This is a genomic window from Janthinobacterium sp. ROICE36, from assembly GCF_002869965.1.
GTDB lineage: Bacteria > Pseudomonadota > Gammaproteobacteria > Burkholderiales > Burkholderiaceae_D > Janthinobacterium.
In genome coordinates, this window is record NZ_PEBS01000024.1 from 1 (window position 1) to 16,613 (window position 16,613).

The following is a 16,613-nucleotide window of genomic DNA, read 5'->3' on the forward strand; positions in this document are numbered from 1 at the left end:
TCAAGCTCACCGCGCGTCAGGGCGGAGAGATCGGGAGGGGTACGTTTTTTTGCCATGACAGCATGATGAGCCGGTTTGAAAAGGTTTACAACTGTTTTTTGAAACACTGCTCATGCTGAACAGTTACATAATTATTTCACAATAGCGTTGTTTACTTGTTGACATGGTCCGAAAAAAAATGGATAGTAAAAAAGAGGTTTAAAAAGTAAAGGAGCCTAGTTCCTCGCTACTGTTTTTATAAAGGGCACGGCTATTTTTTTTGCGCACCCTTCGTTTAAACTAACTTGGCATGATTAATTCATGTGTAGCAGCGACACTGTCCCAGTGTCGCGTCCCTATATACGGTTCACACTGTATTTCATGTTGTATGCTGCACTTTACTACTTTACTATTTCTGGTCGGCTTATCCTGTTTCTTTGATTAAGATCAATGTCGGATATTGAAATTAGGAATTGAAAATGAAAACTAAGATCATGGCTGTTACCTTCGTTCTTGCCGCGTTGACAGTCGCTGGTTCGGCTCACGCTGACGACTACAAGAAAAATTATTGCAGTAACCAGGCTTATGTCGCCGGTGCCTCGAAATATCCGCACTTACATTGCGACAAGGACTTTTTCGTGTATTCATCGTCGTCCAGTAAGCACACGGACATGGCACGAGGCGATGTGCAGTATTGCAGCAACACGCGCGCTGTCCTTGATGAAATCAAGGCCCTGGGGCCGACCAAGATCATCGGCTATAACGATGTCTTGAACGACACGCTGGCATTTGCTCGTGTTTATTGCAAGAAAGAATAATTCCGCTGCCCGCCGCGGACATTCCGGGCCTCCCGCAGGCCGCATCATTCAACGGAGCGATATCATGACTAAACTGTTCAACGATTTAAGCAGCGACCAAAAAGCTAAATTCGAAGCGAAATGCCGTTCATTTGGCATCGACCCGGCCACCGTACCTAAGACGTTGACCACCGAGAATGGCGGTAAAGGCGTGGTGCTCGGACATCCAGCCGCCAATGCGGCGATCGCGCCAGCCAAAATCATCAATGTGGCAAATATCCAAGAATTGAGCAAATATGGCGGCTGCCAGGATGAGGAATATATTCAGGGGCGCGCAAGCGATGCTTTCGTCCGCTATCCGCAGCCGCTGGCGACGTTGTCAGCGCCTAGTCTGACGGAGTGTGGCGGCGATGTCTGCAAACTGAAGGACAGCATGACGCTGGAACACCATGAAGCCGTAAATCAGGCAATGCACGCTTATATGATGGGAAATTCCAGCAAGGTCAAGGATTATGAAGAGCATATCAATGCGATTCATTTCCCTATGCAGATGGCAGTCTATGCGGCGGAAGACAAGATTATCACCAACAATAATCCATTAATTATCGATACGAAAAATGGCGGCCCGACCACGCTGGTTTACGGCACGGTGACAGTGGAAGAGGGCGGCTATATTTTGGTGAAAACACCCCTGTCGCTGGACGCCCAGGCATTCACCAGCCAAAACACATAAGGAGCTGGTATGGCTATTCCGACTATTCAAATCGCCGGCGCCAACGGCGCGGCCGGCACCAATGGCGTCGCCGGTACGCCCGGCAACGCGGGCAATGCCGCCCAGCAGGGCTCGAGTAGTGGCGGCAAGAATCCCACCTGCGTCAATGCGGTCGCCGCCACCGATGGCACCAAAGGTTCGGACGGTGGCACGGGCTCGGCCGGGGCAGACGGCACGATCACGCAAAGCGGTGTGTTTCACCTCGGCGCCGTCAGCGGCGTGGTGCAAGTCGTCTATGGCGGCGGCACTGGCGGCAATGGCGGCAACGGTGCGGCCGGCGGCAATGGCGGCAATGGCGGCGCAGGGGCGGCTGCCGCCAGTCCCTGCGGCGTGCTTCCGGCGGGCACCGGCGGGGCCGGCAGCAATGGCAGCGATGGCCAGAATGGCGGTAAGGGCGGGAACGGCCCGAATATCGTCGTGTATTACACGTCCATGGCTCCCGGCACCACCTTTTCGATGGATACCTCGGTGCTGAGCGGCGGCACCGGTGGCGTGGCGGGCGCCGGCGGCACCGGCGGCACCGGCACCACACCCGGCGCAACCGGCTCGCCAGGCAAGGCTGGCCAGGCGGGCGCCAGCGGCCTGGCCGGCAATCTGTCGGTGCGTTCGGAAGCGGCGCCGCAGTAATCAGGCGCCGCCGTTGCGCCAGCCACTCTACAGGAGCGATCGTGGGAATTCCAGTTATCCAGATTTTCGGCACGAGTGGCGCCGCGGGCACGCATGCGGTTGCCGGCACGGCTGGCGCCACCGGCAGGGACGCGGTCCAGGGGTGCCTGAAAATGATCACGATCACGCTCCCGATTTCGCCGCAGCCCATCACTGTCTCTGCCAAACCGCCGACCTGCGTCAACCAGCAGGCCACCACGAACGGCACCGCCGGCAGCGCGGCGGGCATGGCTTCGGCCGGCCGGGACGGCACGATCACCAGCAGCTGCGTCCTGCACCTGGGGCATGTCAGCGGTTTGGTGCAGGTGAAGTTTTCCGGCGGCACGGGCGGCAATGGAGGTAACGGCGCCAACGGGGGGAACGGCGGCAATGGCGGCATTGGCGTCGCAGCCCTGCCCGACAGTCCCTGCGGCGCGCTGGCCGGCGGCAGCGGCGGCAACGGCGGCAATGGCAGTGACGGCATGAACGGCGGCAAGGGCGCCGACGGGCCGCAAGTCGTGCTCTATTACACGGCGATGGATCCGGGCACGACGTTCTCCATGGATAGCTCGGTCTTGTCTGGCGGCTTGGGCGGCAGCGCCGGCGGTGGCGGCCAGCCAGGTTCGGCAGGCCGGCCCGGCGCCAGCGGCGCACAGGGAAATCTTGCGGTACGGTCGGAAGCGCCGCAGTAGTCACGCGTCGCCGTTGCGCCAACCACTCTACAGGAGCGATCATGGGAATTCCAACTATCCAGATTATTGGCGCGAATGGCGCTGCGGGCATGAATGGGGCCGCCGGCATGGCCGGTGCCACCGGCACGAACGCAGTCCAGGGTTGCCAGAAAATGATCACGATCCCGCCTATTCCGCAGCCCATCTCTTCCCAACCGCCCACCTGCATCAACCAGCAGGCCGCCACGGACGGCAGCGCCGGCAGCCCGGCGGGCAAGGCGTTGCCCGGCTGGGACGGCGCCATCCTCAGCAACTGCGTGGTGCACCTGGGCGATGTCAGGGGTTTGGTGCAGGTGGCACTTTCCGGCGGAACGGGCGGCAACGGCGGTAGCGGCGCCAACGGCGGGAATGGCGGGAATGGCGGCAATGGCGCGGCCGCCATGCCCAACAGCCGCTGCGGCGCGCTGGCCGGCGGCAACGGCGGTAACGGCGGCAATGGCAGTGACGGCATGAGCGGCGGCAAGGGTGCCGATGGGCCGCAAGTTGTGCTGTATTACACGACGATGGCCCCGGGCACGACGTTCTCACTGGCTAACCCGGTCTTGTCCGGCGGCCTGGGCGGCAGCCCCGGCGGCGGTGGACAAGGGGGCGGCGGCGGTGGCGGCGGCGGGACGGCTGGCCAGCCGGGTTCGGCCGGCCAGCCCGGCCCGCCCGGCGCCAGCGGCGCACCGGCAAATCTTATAGTGCGGTCGGAAGGCCAGTGATAAAACTCAGTTTCCATATTCCGCATGTTGTGCAGGCGCGGCGCGGTTGCGCTTGCCCGGCGGCCTTTTATTGATACCAGCCCGCGCCTCCGTGCGCGGGACTTTGAGGGAGTGGTGTATGTCGATACTAGACAATGCAACGATACGTGTGGTCGGCAAGGATGGCGGCAGTCAACCAGCGGCGGCCAGCGGCGCGGCGGGCGCGGTGGGGATGGCCGGGACGCCAGGATCGCTGAAATCGGGCGGCAGCGGCGACTGCCCCAAATGCAATTGCTCCAGCAACGGCCAAAACGGGCAGACGGGCGGCAACGGCGCCAGCGCCTTGCCCGGCTTACCCGCCTATCCGGCACCGGCGGTGGCCCTTAACCTCAATACCATCATCGGCCCGCTGGTGATCGCGTCGCAAGGAGGCGCGGGTGGGACCGGTGGCGCCGGCGGTGCTGGTGGCCCCGGCGGGAATGGCGGCGCGGCGGGGCAGATGACCGGCAATGCCGAAAGCTCGTGCTTTTCCGGTTCTTCCGCACCGTGCCAGACGGCCACCGGCGGCACCGGCGGCGCGGGCGGCAATGGCGGCTTCGGCGGCAACGGGGCCAACGGCGGCGATGGCGGCAACATCACCGTGACCTACCAAAACATGAGCGCCGGCGAGGTGCAACCGCACTCGCTGGGCGGCAGCGGCGGCGCGGCCGGTGCGGGCGGCCTGGCGGGCGCGGGCGGCACCGGCGGCGCCAATGAAGTGGCGCCCCAGGGCGTCGGCAGCAATGCGCCGAACGGCAGCGCGGGCGCGGCCGGCACGCCCGGCAGTCCGGGCAATATCGGCCGCAACGGGGTGATCGTCGTACAGCAGGCGACCGCAACGGAGCCGACATGAGCGGGGCGGACGAAAGGGCCGCCGCGCCAGCCGGCGGCTATGACGCCGCGCTTGCCGCGCAACTGGTCGGCCTGGCGGCGCTGGCGAATCAATCGCTGGAGAATTTATACCTGCCCGGCGACTGGGAAGTGATTTACAGCCACTCGGCAGGCAGCGCGGCCGGCGGCAGCCAATATTATCTGGCCGCCTATCCCAGCTCGCAACCGACCGTCTGCGCCTTGATCGTCGGCGCGCCGTGGAGCGATTTCATTTCCTACTACACGCCCGACGACAATCATTTGCTGACCCAAGTCAGCGCCAATATCGTCGGCAACAACAGCGACGTCCTGCAGGTCGATGCGGGGTTCGTGCAAATGTATGGCGCGATACGTGCCCAGCTGTGCGCCGATATCGCGCGCATCAAGCAAAGCATCCCGGCCTTCGCGATCACCTTGCCGCTGGTCGTGACCGGCCTGGGGCCGGGCGCGCCGGTGGCGCAACTGGCCTCGCTGGATTTGCGGCCGGGTAAAACGGTGTCGCCGTCGCACGTGGCCACGCTGTCCTCGTATGTGTTTTCCTGCCCCCCCGCCGTGGACCCCGCTTTTGCGGCCTTCTTTGCCGCCAACGTGCCGGCCGCCTACCGCGTGCTGGCCGGCGCCGACCAATTCCCATCGCAGCCGCTGCCGGCCAGCGGCTATGTGAACGCCGGCGCGCAGCAAAACCTGCCCTTGCTCATCCCCGTCTACGACAGCCCGTGGGTGGAGCGCGACGGTCCGTATTATCAGCAGCTTTTGACGGGCCAGCCGCCGGCACCCGGCACGCCCGGCAGCGCCAGCGGCGCGGCGGGCTTCGATCCGGTGCTAGCGTTTACGTTGGCTAAACTGTCGGCCGTGGCTTACCAGATGTACCAGCATCCCGGCAGCATGCCGGCGTTTCAATACAGCCCCTATCTATTGAACCAAAACATCAGCATCGGCGGCGCGGTGTGGGCCAGCCTGTTTGAAAGCCCGGACAACCTGGTGGTGGCGCTGCGCGGCACGGTGACCTGGATGGAATTGATACAGCTGGTCAGCAACGCCTTCCCCTCGGCGCCGGCATGGCTCAGCGCGAATTACGGGCAGTATGCCAAGCCGCTGGTCGACCTGTATGCGGCTGGCCGCGACCAGCTCAGCGCGGCGCTGAACGCCGCCGGCAACAAGCCCGTGCTGCTGACGGGGCACGACGTCGGCGGTGCGCTGGCCAACCTTATGGCGGTCGACTTGCTGCAGCACCCGCTGCAGGGCAAGCGTGCCGTGGCGGGCGTGTACACCTTCGGCAGTCCGCCGGCGGCGAACACCGCCTTTGTTAACAGCTATGCCGCCAGCGCCCTGGCCGGCGTGAATTTTCAGGTGGCGCGCCCGATGGACATCGCGCCGGCGCTGCCCTTGCTGGGATTCCTGTCCACGCTGGGCACGCCGGTGACACTGTCGGGGGGCGCGCTCGATCCGTATAACGGCACGACCTGGCACGCGCTGTCGACCTACCTGTCCTTACTGAATCCGGGGGGAGGATGACTGCATTGAAGGGTAGCGCCAGCGCGTACTTCCTGCGCCAGCTGGACTATTACGGCGTGGAGCACGGCCAGCTGGCGCCGCCGGCGCCGCGCGCGCAGGCCGATCCCGACAGCCTGGTATTGGCCTGGGAAGCGCCGCTGTCGGATCTCGCCCCCTTGCGCGTCGAGCGCAACCACATCGCCGTGTTCGCGTTGCGCGAACTGACGCTGGCGCCGGGGCAGCAGTTGCGCGTGCAAGGGCCCTGGCAGGAGCGCGCGTTGCTGTTGATCGAAACGCTGACACTGGCGGCGGGCGCGCGCCTGACGCTGGCGATGCCGACCGAACTGGTGGTGGACAACTGCCTGTGCCAGGACGGCGAAGCGCATTTTCTGCTGGCCGGTCAGGCCGGTGCCCGCGGCCTTGATGGCGTGCCGGGCACCGACGGCGCCGCCGGCGACGGCCCAGGACAGCAAGGCGGCGCCGGCGGCTATGGCGGCAACGCCAACGCCGGCTCGAACGGCAGCGATAGCAGCAGCGCCAGGATTACCATCGCCTGCCTGCACGGCAACGCGCTGTTTGAAATCACGGCGGGCGCCGGCGGCGAGGGCGGCGAGGGCGGCCGCGGCGGCCGGGGCGGCCAGGGTTGGATGGACCCGGCGACCAAAAAAATGACGGTGGGCGGGCGCGGCGGCACGGGCGGCGCGGGCGGGCAGGGCGGCGCGGGCGGCAATGGCGGGCAGATGCAGGTGTGGATCGCCGCGCTGGCGCCTGGCGCTGGCTACAGCACCGTGCTGACAGCGGCGCGCGGCGGCGCCGGTGGCGCGGGCGGGCGCGGCGGCATACCCGGCCTCGGCCATCCCGACGGCGCGCTGGGCTTGCGCGGCATGGACGGCAGCGCGGGCGCGGACGGCGCCCTGGGGCGGGTGGAAGTCCACCTGGTATAGGCGGACAGGGGAACGACGGTCATGGACGCAGCGGCGGCGCGGGCGCAACCGCGCGATGAAGCGAAAGGGGTAGCGATGTCACCCAACAATTCACGCAGTGAGGCTCATCTTGGATAGCCCCGTCATCTTCGATGGAGCGCAACTGGCTCCGACCCTGGTGCAGCTGGGTTTAGCGATCGGCATCCTGCGCCCGGCCCCAGGCGGCGGCAACAGCTACGAACTTAACGCCGCCTGGTTTCAGAATCCGCTGACCGAGACGGGGGGTAACCTGTCCAGCAACGGCGCGCATATCGCGTCGCTGTTTTCCGCCTTGCTGGGCGAAGTCTCGGCCAGCGCGCTGGGCATGCCGGCGCAGGACCTGGGGGCGATGGGCGTCTGGTATCCGATTCCCAACCCCAGCAGCCTGAAGGCCACCGGCTTTTATCTGGTGAACTATCCGCAGGACGCGGCGCTGCCGGACGGCGACCAGATCTTCGGCATCGGCATCCTGCACCAGTGGGCGTTCACGGCCGATGGCGTGGCGGCCGGCGTCAGCGCGATAGACGTGCGGGTCTGGGGCTTGCTGCCGGTGTTGAAGATAGGCGCGGGCGGCATGTCGCTGGTGCTGGGCCAGGCCAATTATCCGCTGAACATGGGTGTGGAATTCGCCGGCGCCGATAAGGCCAGCATCATCGACACTAACGGCTTTTCCTTCAACGGCGTCAAGTTCAGCGCGCTGCTGGACGTGCTGGGCAGTCCCACGGTCGACCTGTCGGTGGTGATCCTGCAGTTGCAGCTGCCCACGGAAACCACGCCGTCCGACCGCAACCTGAGCCAGATCGCGCAAATCACGCCGCAGGAATGGTTGTCCACGGTGGCCACGCTGTTTGTCTCCGCGCTGGAGCAGGTGCTGGGCCAGGACAGCCGCGCCAGCAATCTGCTGCCCATCTTTGGCCTGTCGCCCATCGTGCCGAATTCGGTGGTGCGCCTGCCGCTGCTGGGCTGGGACCAGCTGCTGACCCAGGCGCGCGCAGGCGCGCCGCTCTACACGCCGTTCGTCAACTGGTTCAACAGCCTGCTGGCGCAGGACGATGCCTTCCCCGCGTGGATGGGCGCGATCGCCGCCTTGCTGGGCATCGGCTCGCCCGACGTCAGCGGCAGCGGCACGGCGGCCGCCCCCTACCTGAGCCCGATATTTGACGACCCCGGCTACGGCAAGCTGTCCTTTTCGATGGTCACCCAGGTCGACGAGGCGGGGGTGCGCTATTTGCTGCCGGGCTTGAATTTCAGCGGCGTGGGCATACGGCTGGGCAGCGCGCCGGCACAGATTCTGATGCAGGCCCAACTCGACCTGGCCCAGTTTTCGCTCGCCACGAGCGGGCAGGTCGGCGTCAGCACCCGCTTCCTGAACCTGAACATGGGCATCGCGCTGACCAATACCACCGCCGGCCAACCGCTGTTTGAAGGCCTCGTCGGCACGGCGCAATACGTGTTCGGCAGCGTCAGCGCCGGCGTCGCCGTATTCCAGAGCCCGACCCTGGCGCTGAAAGTCGTGCCGGCATTCCAGCTGACGGGCGTGAGCACGCCGACCGGGACCTACGCCACGATAGACTTGACGCAGCCGGGGCAGTTGGTCGACCAGCTGCTCGATGAATTGTACCAACTGGTGGACGCCGCGTTTGCCGCCGTGTTCGGGCTCAACGACGGCGCCTCCTACGGCCATCAGGCCGCCATCTTGCTGGGCGTGATAGCGCCGGACGTCGTCGCGCCGCTACAGTGGCCGGCGTCGCTGCCGCCGCCGTTCAGCGCCGGCCAGCTGGTGGCCACCTTCCAGAATCCGGTGGTGGCGCTAGCCAACTACTACCACGCGCTGGTGCAGCAAGCGAACCTGATCGGCGTACAGCTGCCGATCTACTACCTGCTGCAAGCGGCGGCGGCCCTGTTCGACAGCGCCGCCGGCGGTGGTGCCAGCGTGGCGGGCACCGGCACGGCGACCGATCCCTGGCTGTTCAGCCTGACCAAGGGCAGCCTGCCGGCGTCGCTGCTGGCCTATGTCGACGGCGACGACGGCGCCGCGAAGAATCTGACGCTGGGCTTGCAGCTGGCGCCGGACGTCAGCTTTGGCGATGCGGTCGAACTCGATATCACGATCAAGGTCTATGCCTTGAGCCTGCAATTGCCGGCCAGCGCGGGCGACACCGCGGTGCAGGCCTGCATCTTCCCCGGCATCGCCGTGGACCTGGGCCTGCCGCAGGATTTCACCACGCCGACCGTGGCCGGCGCCGCGGTGGCGATCGCAGGCGCCAGCTTCAGCGGCTATTGGTCGCCGAACGCCAGCTGGAACTGGAATATGACGGTGGGCCAGCCGGCCGTGATCGTCGACGGCACCCGCTTGCCGGTGGGCGAGTCCATGGTGTTCAGCGACAGCGATGCGCTGGCCCAGTTGGTCAGCAAGCAGGCCGCGACGTTCGCGCCCATCGTGCAGGCGCTGGCCGGGGTGGCGGTCTACCGCACGGGCAACCGGCCCGGCCTGGCGCTGAACGCGGTGCTGGGCCTGCTGCCCAACCTGGCGGCCTTCGTCCCGGCCGGCATGGACTGGCCCGCCAATATGCCGGTGCTGAAGCTGAACGGCTTTGCCGATCCGCTGGGCGACCTGCAGCGTCAATTGACGGCCTTGCTGGCGGACGCCGAGTATGCCCAGGCCGCGCTGGCCTTGCTGGGCTGGTCGGTGACCGGCGACGGCGCCGTGCCGGCGGTGAGCGGGCAGGGCGTGGCGGACGCGCCATGGGCGGTGCCGCTGGCGCTGCCGGGCGGCTTCGACCTGGCGGTGTGGACGGAAGGCGCCGGCGCCACGCTGGGCCTGGGGCTGCAGCGCAGCTTCGGCTGCAGCACGCCGGCGATCGCCGCGCAAACCCTGCTGCTGTTGCGCTGCGTGGACATCCCGCTGGTCGGGGCGACGCAGGCGGCGACGCTGCCGAGCTTCAGGCTGAGGACGCTGCTGATGCCGGCCAAGCCCTTGCCCATCATCATAGCCGGCGTGAATTCCGGCAGCCTGCTGTCGCTGCAGCTGGGATTGGAGGTGAGCGTGCTCAACGGCGCCCTGGTCCTGCAACCGCAGGTGCAGCTGATGATCGACGCGGGCGCCGGTCCGCAGAGCTACGATCTGCAGCAGTTGCAAACCCAAAGCAGCCAATGGATAGCCTCGTTCTACGCCATGCTGAACTTCGGCGTGGACCAGCTATTGACGCCGCTGCTGGCCAACAGCGCCATCAACAACGCCTACCAGGTACTGGCCATGATGAACCTGGTCATGCCGGTCGACGGCAACCAGCGCAGCGCGGCCGTGGACACGGCCGGCTGGACCGCGATGCTGGCCGCGCCGCTGGACTTCTTCCGCGACCGGGGCATCGCTCTGTTTGCCGACAACGCTACCCGCGCGCAAGCGGTGGCGCTGCTGCAGGCGGTCACGGGCATCACCCTGCCGACGGTGCCGCTGGCCTTGCTGCAAATCCTGAATGCGCTGGGCCTGGTCAAGGATCAGGCCCAGGGTTTCGCGCCGTGCGTGTACGACTGGGTGGACGTGCTGGCCCATCCGGCGACGCAGTTGCAAGACCGCTTCGGCGCGCTGATCGGCGACCCGGACAAGCTGGCCACGCTGGTCGACCAGCTCAGCCTGCAAATTGATCCCGTCGTGCTGGGCCCGCTGCAACTGACGGTCTCGCAGGGCGCCGTGTTCCGCCTCAGCCTGGTCAAACCCGTCATGCTGGGCGAACTGCTGCAAATCAATGGCGACCTCAGCGCGGATTTGCGAAGCCGCCAGCTCGCCGCCAACGCTTCGCTGTACTCGGCCGCCGTGCAGCTCGATGTGCGCGCCGGCTTGACGGTGGCCGTCACCGATACGGCGCGGGCCGCGCTGAAGGTGGGCCTGTGCTGGGGCGATGGCAGCCAGCCGATCCCGCAGGCGCTGAGCTTATACCCCTTCGATGCCCAGGTGTTCCTCCACCAGGTCACCGTGCTGGCGCCGTCGTTTGCGCTGGCGACCTTCCTGACGCAGGTGGTCGATGCGCGGCTGCTGAACCAATACCAACTGGCGCGCACCGCCATGAGCGCGCTGGGCCTGGCCTTCGAAGATCCGGGCAGCAAGCGGTGGTACACCAAATCGCCGCTGGGCCTGTTTGACGACCCGCTGGCCTGGTTGCTGGGCGACGCCGTGCTGGGCGCCAACGGCCACCTGAACATCGCCACGCTGGGACGCGTGCTGGCCACCGTCACAGCCCCCAGCACGGCGGCAAATGGCGTGGGCGTCATGCCGATCACCAATGGCATCAGGATCTTCGGCCTGCCGTACAGCCAGCAAATCGACCTGGTCGCCAATGTCGACGCGCAAACCTTCAGCATCACTCCCGGCTTGCCGGCCAAAACCAGCCTGCCGCTGGCCGACGGCGTCGCGCTGCAAGCGTTTTCTTTCTCGCTGTCGTTGGGCACGAACTTCCAGCCGGGGCTGTCCGGCGCGCTCGCGCTGAGCGGCAAGATCGGCGCGGACACCACCTTGCTGCTCAACGCCGGCTACGACCACGGCTTCCTGCTGTCGGCGGGGCAGGTCGAAAGCGGCCAGACCTTCCAAGTCCTGCCTTTCCCCGGCTGGCAAACGCTGGTGCTGAAAGCCGTGAAGCAGACGGCGCAAGCCCTGCTGAACAGCTTGACCGGCGTCTTGCTGGACCAGCTGGCGAAGGCCGGCGCCGAGGAATTCGTGTACAACCTGCGCAGCGCCGGCACCGCCTTGCAAGTGCCACAACTGGTGGCGGACTTGATCGCCAAGACCGACCAGGGTGCGGACGCGGTCGGCGCGGCCGCGCTGGCGTGGCTGACGGGCCGGCTGTCGGTGGCGAACGCGCCGGCCAGCGTGGGCGCCGCCGTGACCTTGTTGTCGCCGTATTTCATTGGTATCGCCGCGGTCGCCGGCCTGTTGAAATACCAGCCCTCCGCCACGCTGCCGGTGACGCTGGTGACGGGGCTGCAAACGCTGTCGGGCGTGCTGCAGGTGGGCTTGTGGGTGGAACTGAACCTGCCGGCCGGCGACAGCATCGTGCTGGCCATCGCGCCGACCGGCGTGGGCATCCCGGTCCATGACGACGGCACGCCGGTCTCCGGCTTTACGCCGCAGCTGAACTTCCAGTTGTCGGTCCTGGCGCCGCTGCAGGACGATTGCGGGCCGAAGCTGGCGATGCGCTTCTCGGTGGCCGATGCGCGCTTCATCCTCGGCTTCGACCCGGCCGGCGGCCCGGCGACGGACAGCGCGTACTACCGCGAGTTGCTGCCGACTTTCTTCAACGAACCGGACGCGTCGAAGTGGGGCGCGGCGATATTATCGTGGCTGGAATCGATTTTGCTCAATATCGTGCCGCGCTACGTCTCCATCCTCGTGTTGAACCAGGCGTCGGTGAAACAGTGGCTGGACGCGCCGCTGTTCCCCAACAATGCTGGGCCGTCGGCATCCCAGGTGCTGCTAGCCTCGCAGCTGGTGATACAGCAAAAGTCATTGTACATGCTGAACAGCTTCAGCGCGCTGGCCAGCCTGACGCTGGAGCAGTTTATCGCCGGTTTCTTCCGCGCGCTGCTGGCCAAGGAATTCCAGCTGATCAGCATCGGCAAGTCCGGCGGCATCTGGCTGGGGCCGCGCGACGGCATGGCCGATTATTTCGGCATCCGCGTGATGGTGCCGGACATGGAACTGGCGGCCGTTCCGTACGTTACCTTCCAGCTGGGCGACGAAGCCACCGACTGGATCAAGAACGCCGGTGGCGACGCCTCGCTGAAGGGCGGCGTGTCGCTGTACGTGCCGATTTCCACCAGCGCGCCCGATTTCAGCAAGCTGCTGCTGGAACTGGTGAACATCGGCCTGGATTTCCACGGCAAGGACAACCAGAACCTGGTGCAACTGAGCCGCTTCTCGATGAAGGCGGTGCAGCCGCGCGGCCTGATCACCTTCGATTTCGACCAGTCGTCGCCGGTGCAATCGTTCGGCGGCGGCGTGACGCTGTCGGAGATCGCGATCTCGCTGGCGCCGAACGCCGCCGTGTCGGGCGGCAAGGTCAATCCGGTCGCGCAGAATCTGCTGGGCTCGGGCAGCGCCAGTTCGCCGCAAAGCGACAACGCCGCCACCAATCCCGGCTTCTCCGTGCAGGCCGCGTACGTGAAGGATCTGTACGTGGACCTTTTCAGCGCCGACGGCAGCAGCGAAACCCAGATGTGGTTCGACGTCCAGCGCAGCTTCGGCCCGCTGTATGCGAACAAGATCGGCGTGGGCTGGGATCAGCGCGATTACCTGCTGGGCGTGCTGTTCGACGGCAGCGTCACGATGGCCGGGCTGTACATCGGCCTCGACACCTTGTCGATCGGCATGCCGGTCAAGACGCCGCTCGACTACAGCGCCTACACGCTGGACCTGGCCGGCATCGACGTCAGCTTCAGCGGCGGCTCGGTCGAGATTGCCGGCGGCTTCCTGAAACTCGACAATCCCTTGCAATACAACGGCAGCGCCACCGTTAAGATGGCCAAGTTCGGCCTGATGGCGGTCGGCTCCTACGCGCTGGTGCCGGTCGATCCGCAACAGCCGGACGGCGAAAAGGCCGCCTCGCTGTTCATCTTCGCCAACCTGAATATCCCGCTGGGGCCCGATCCGGCGTTCTTTATCAACGGCATCGCGGCGGGCTTCGCCTACAACCGCAATCTGAAAATTCCCGAGCCCAGCGGCATCAACCAATTCCCGCTGGTGCTGGGCGCGGTCGACAGCAGCCAGTTCGGCGGCGATGATCCGAACAACGCGCTGCGGGTCTTGTCCGACGTGGTGTTCCCGGAAATCGGCCAGTACTGGGTGGCGGGCGGCATTTCATTCTCGACCTATCAATTGCTCAATTCGTTTGCGCTGCTGATCGTGCGTTTCGGCCGCGAGTTCGCCATCGACCTGATCGGCATCAGTTCCGCCTCCTTCCCGCCGAACGCCAAGCCGCAGAACGCGCTGGCCTATGTGGAACTGGCGCTGCTGGTGTCCTTCCACCCCTCCGAGGGCGTGATTTCAGCGCGGGCGCAACTGACGCCGAATTCCTTCGTGCTGTCCAAGGATTGCAAGCTGACCGGGGGCTTTGCCGCGACGGTCTGGTACAACGGCGAGCACGCCGGCGATTTCGTCATCACGCTGGGCGGCTACAACCCCGCGTTCAGCGTGCCGGACTACTATCCCGTCGTGCCCCGGCTTGGCTTCAACTGGCCCATGGACATCGGCATCGGCTCGATGAGCATCAACGGCGGCGCGTATTTCGCGCTGACGCCGTCGGCGATCATGGCGGGCGGCTATCTGAACGTGCTGTTTGAGACGGGCCCGTTGCGCGCCTGGTTCAATGCCGGCGTGGACTTCCTGATCCAGTGGCAACCCTTCTATTTCCTGATGAACGGGCACGTCTCGGTGGGCGCCGGCTTCGAAACGGAAATCGCCGGCGTCAAGCTGTCGCTGACGGCGCAAATCGGCGCCCGCCTGATCCTCTGGGGACCGCCGATCGCCGGCGAAGTCTCGGTCGACTGGTATGTGATTTCGTTCACGATACCGTTCGGCGATACCGGCCAGGTCAAGCCGGGCACGCAGCCGCTGGCGTGGGACGCCTTCCAGCAAAGCTTTTTGCCGCCGGTGGACAGCGACCACAGCACGTCGCCCGCCAGCCTGGAAAAACGCGCCCATCCGCAATTGCTGATGCTGGCCGCCGCCGCGCCCACGCCGCAGGCGCCGCTCAGCCAGGCGTATGCCGTATTGAAAATGCAGGCCGGCCAGGGCTTGATCGAAGATTATCCCGGCCTGGGCTGGATCATCCAGACCCCGTTCGCACTGAATTTGACGACGGTGATCCCCGCCACGACCTTGCAATTCACCGGCAGCGCGCAGAGCTTCAGCGGTCCGGCCATCGGCATCGCGCCGATGGCGCAGCCATCCGTCACCAGCGCGCTGGTGGTGACCTTGCTGGGCTGGGATACGCAAACGCAAAAATGGACGGCGGTCAACCTGGACCAGCGGCAAATCCAGCTGGGCGTCACGCAAACGGGCGCGCCGGAAGCGCTGTGGTCGAAATCCGCGTTCGATCCCAACGGCGTACCAGCGGCGAAAACCATCCCCGGCAGCCTGCTGGGCGCGGCTTTGCTGGGCTCCCAGGTCTTGCTCTACGCGCCGGTCGGGCCGATAGCCTTGCTGACGTTGAAAAACGTGACCCTGGGGCCGTTGCCGCTGCCCTTCGCATGGACGCCGCAATACCCGGCGCAAGCCCCCGGCAGCCAGGCCGGGCGGGCGCAAGTCATTGCCGCGACCATCATGGACCCGGTGACGGTCGTGCCTTTGCGGGGCGCCATCTACGCCGCCTTGCGCGCCTTAGGCCAGCCGGCCATGGACACGCCGAATTTGTCCGTGTTGCAAAACAATGTGACGAATTTCTACCAATCCCCGCCCAGCCTGGCGCCCCTGGGCATGGACTTGCTGCCGCCGGGCAGCAGTCCGGCGGCGGCGACCGTGATCCCGGCGCCCGTCAAGGCGCTGCGCGCGGCGGCCGGCGCGCCCGTTACCGACAGCCGTATCATCGGCACCAGCCGCAGCTACCGCTCCAACACCGCCGGGCGGAGCCTGGGCAAGGCCGCGACGGCGCTGCCCGTGCTGCGCCAGCGCAGCCGCGGTACCTGGGTGAATGGGGCGGCGATGGCCGCCACGGCCAAGGCCGCGCCGCAGGGAAGGGGACCGGGCGCCACGCCAGCCGCGCCCCCGCAAGCCGGCGCCCCGGCGGTCGACCTGCGCCTGACGCCGGGCAGCACCGGCATCATCCGCCTGGGCAGCGAGGCGCCACGGCGCCTGACGATCAGCGGCGCGCTGCCGGTGCGCGTCTGCGCCTTCAACGCATACGAGGAACCGCTGCAGCAGCGCATCGCCGATCCGGACGCGGCCGAGCACCTGCTGCCGGAACTGACGCAGGAAGTGGTCGCCATCACGCGGCACCCCGGTGAGGCGCAGGTGGCGGGCTGGTACCACGACAGCCAGTGGACGCGCTTGAATCATTACTACTTCCAGGGCGATGGCTGCTTGGTGCGGCCGCAGGCGGCGCCGGTAGTGCCGCGGAAACTGAATTCGCCGGTGAGGCCTCCCAAACGCGGCCTGTTCGACAGCAGCACGGTGCTGGCCGGCAACCGGGTGGCGACGGCCGGCGGCGGCCTGGCGCCCGGCTGGATGGAAACCTTATTCTTCGACAAGGTCGCCACCATCGCCGTGCTGGCGACGGGCGCGGCGCCGGCCCGCGTGCAATGGTGCTGGACCGACGATCTGGCGCTGCCGGCCTACGGGGCCGACGCCCAGCCGCTGACGGTGCTCAATCTGGGCGGCATGCAAGCGTATCTGTATGCGGTGCCGCCAGGCGCCGACGCGCGGCGGGACTTGACGGTGCTGGTGCAGCCGGCCCCGCAGACGCAGCTGCAGGGCGTGCTGGGCTTTGCCGGCGACGTGGGCGCCGAACACGATCTGGCCGGCCTGATGCAATGCAACGCCGCGCCGCCGGCCGACGCCATGGCGGAGAGGGCGGCGCCGCCGGTTTGCCGAATTCAGGTCGCGTGAGCCGGCGCGGGGAGCGGTAAAGCAACAACAGCGGGCCGTATTGTTG

Annotated in this window: 9 protein-coding genes; all 9 read left to right on the plus strand. The window is 66.2% G+C overall.

Features of this window, described 5'->3' with window-relative positions; all coding sequences use genetic code 11:
- Positions 1 to 458: 458 nt before the first annotated feature.
- The 9 genes from CSZ94_RS12070 (at position 459) to CSZ94_RS12125 (ending at position 16,567) form a co-directional block, all read left to right on the plus strand.
- Positions 459 to 797: a hypothetical protein gene (locus CSZ94_RS12070; protein ID WP_102121729.1), complete on the plus strand. Its 339-nt coding sequence runs from the start codon at positions 459 to 461 to the stop codon at positions 795 to 797.
- 64 nt (positions 798 to 861) lie between these two features.
- On the plus strand, positions 862 to 1,509 hold the full coding sequence (locus tag CSZ94_RS12075; protein WP_102121730.1) for a hypothetical protein: 648 nt from the start codon (positions 862 to 864) through the stop codon (positions 1,507 to 1,509).
- 9 nt (positions 1,510 to 1,518) lie between these two features.
- A complete protein-coding gene (locus CSZ94_RS27605; RefSeq protein ID WP_146009791.1) occupies positions 1,519 to 2,175 on the plus strand; it encodes a hypothetical protein in 657 nt (218 codons plus the stop codon).
- A 41-nt stretch (positions 2,176 to 2,216) separates the two neighbouring features.
- Positions 2,217 to 2,885 carry a hypothetical protein gene (locus CSZ94_RS27610; protein WP_146009792.1) on the plus strand — a complete coding sequence of 223 codons (669 nt, stop codon included), beginning with the start codon at positions 2,217 to 2,219 and terminating at the stop codon, positions 2,883 to 2,885.
- Positions 2,886 to 2,926: 41 nt separating this feature from the next.
- Positions 2,927 to 3,628, plus strand: coding sequence for a hypothetical protein (locus tag CSZ94_RS27990; RefSeq protein WP_180977444.1), 702 nt, complete (start codon positions 2,927 to 2,929; stop codon positions 3,626 to 3,628).
- A gap of 118 nt (positions 3,629 to 3,746) precedes the next feature.
- Positions 3,747 to 4,499 (plus strand): PE-PGRS family protein, encoded by a 753-nt coding sequence (locus CSZ94_RS29175; protein ID WP_180977445.1) that lies wholly within the window; start codon positions 3,747 to 3,749, stop codon positions 4,497 to 4,499.
- A complete protein-coding gene (locus CSZ94_RS12105; protein ID WP_102121734.1) occupies positions 4,496 to 6,031 on the plus strand; it encodes a lipase family protein in 1,536 nt (511 codons plus the stop codon). The genes CSZ94_RS29175 and CSZ94_RS12105 overlap by 4 nt, the downstream gene beginning before the upstream one ends.
- Positions 6,028 to 6,954 carry a hypothetical protein gene (locus CSZ94_RS29180; protein WP_180977446.1) on the plus strand — a complete coding sequence of 309 codons (927 nt, stop codon included), beginning with the start codon at positions 6,028 to 6,030 and terminating at the stop codon, positions 6,952 to 6,954. Before CSZ94_RS12105 ends, CSZ94_RS29180 begins: the two co-directional genes overlap by 4 nt.
- A gap of 109 nt (positions 6,955 to 7,063) precedes the next feature.
- Positions 7,064 to 16,567, plus strand: a complete 9,504-nt coding sequence (locus tag CSZ94_RS12125; RefSeq protein WP_102121738.1) for a DUF6603 domain-containing protein — start codon at positions 7,064 to 7,066, stop codon at positions 16,565 to 16,567.
- Positions 16,568 to 16,613: the final 46 nt, after the last annotated feature.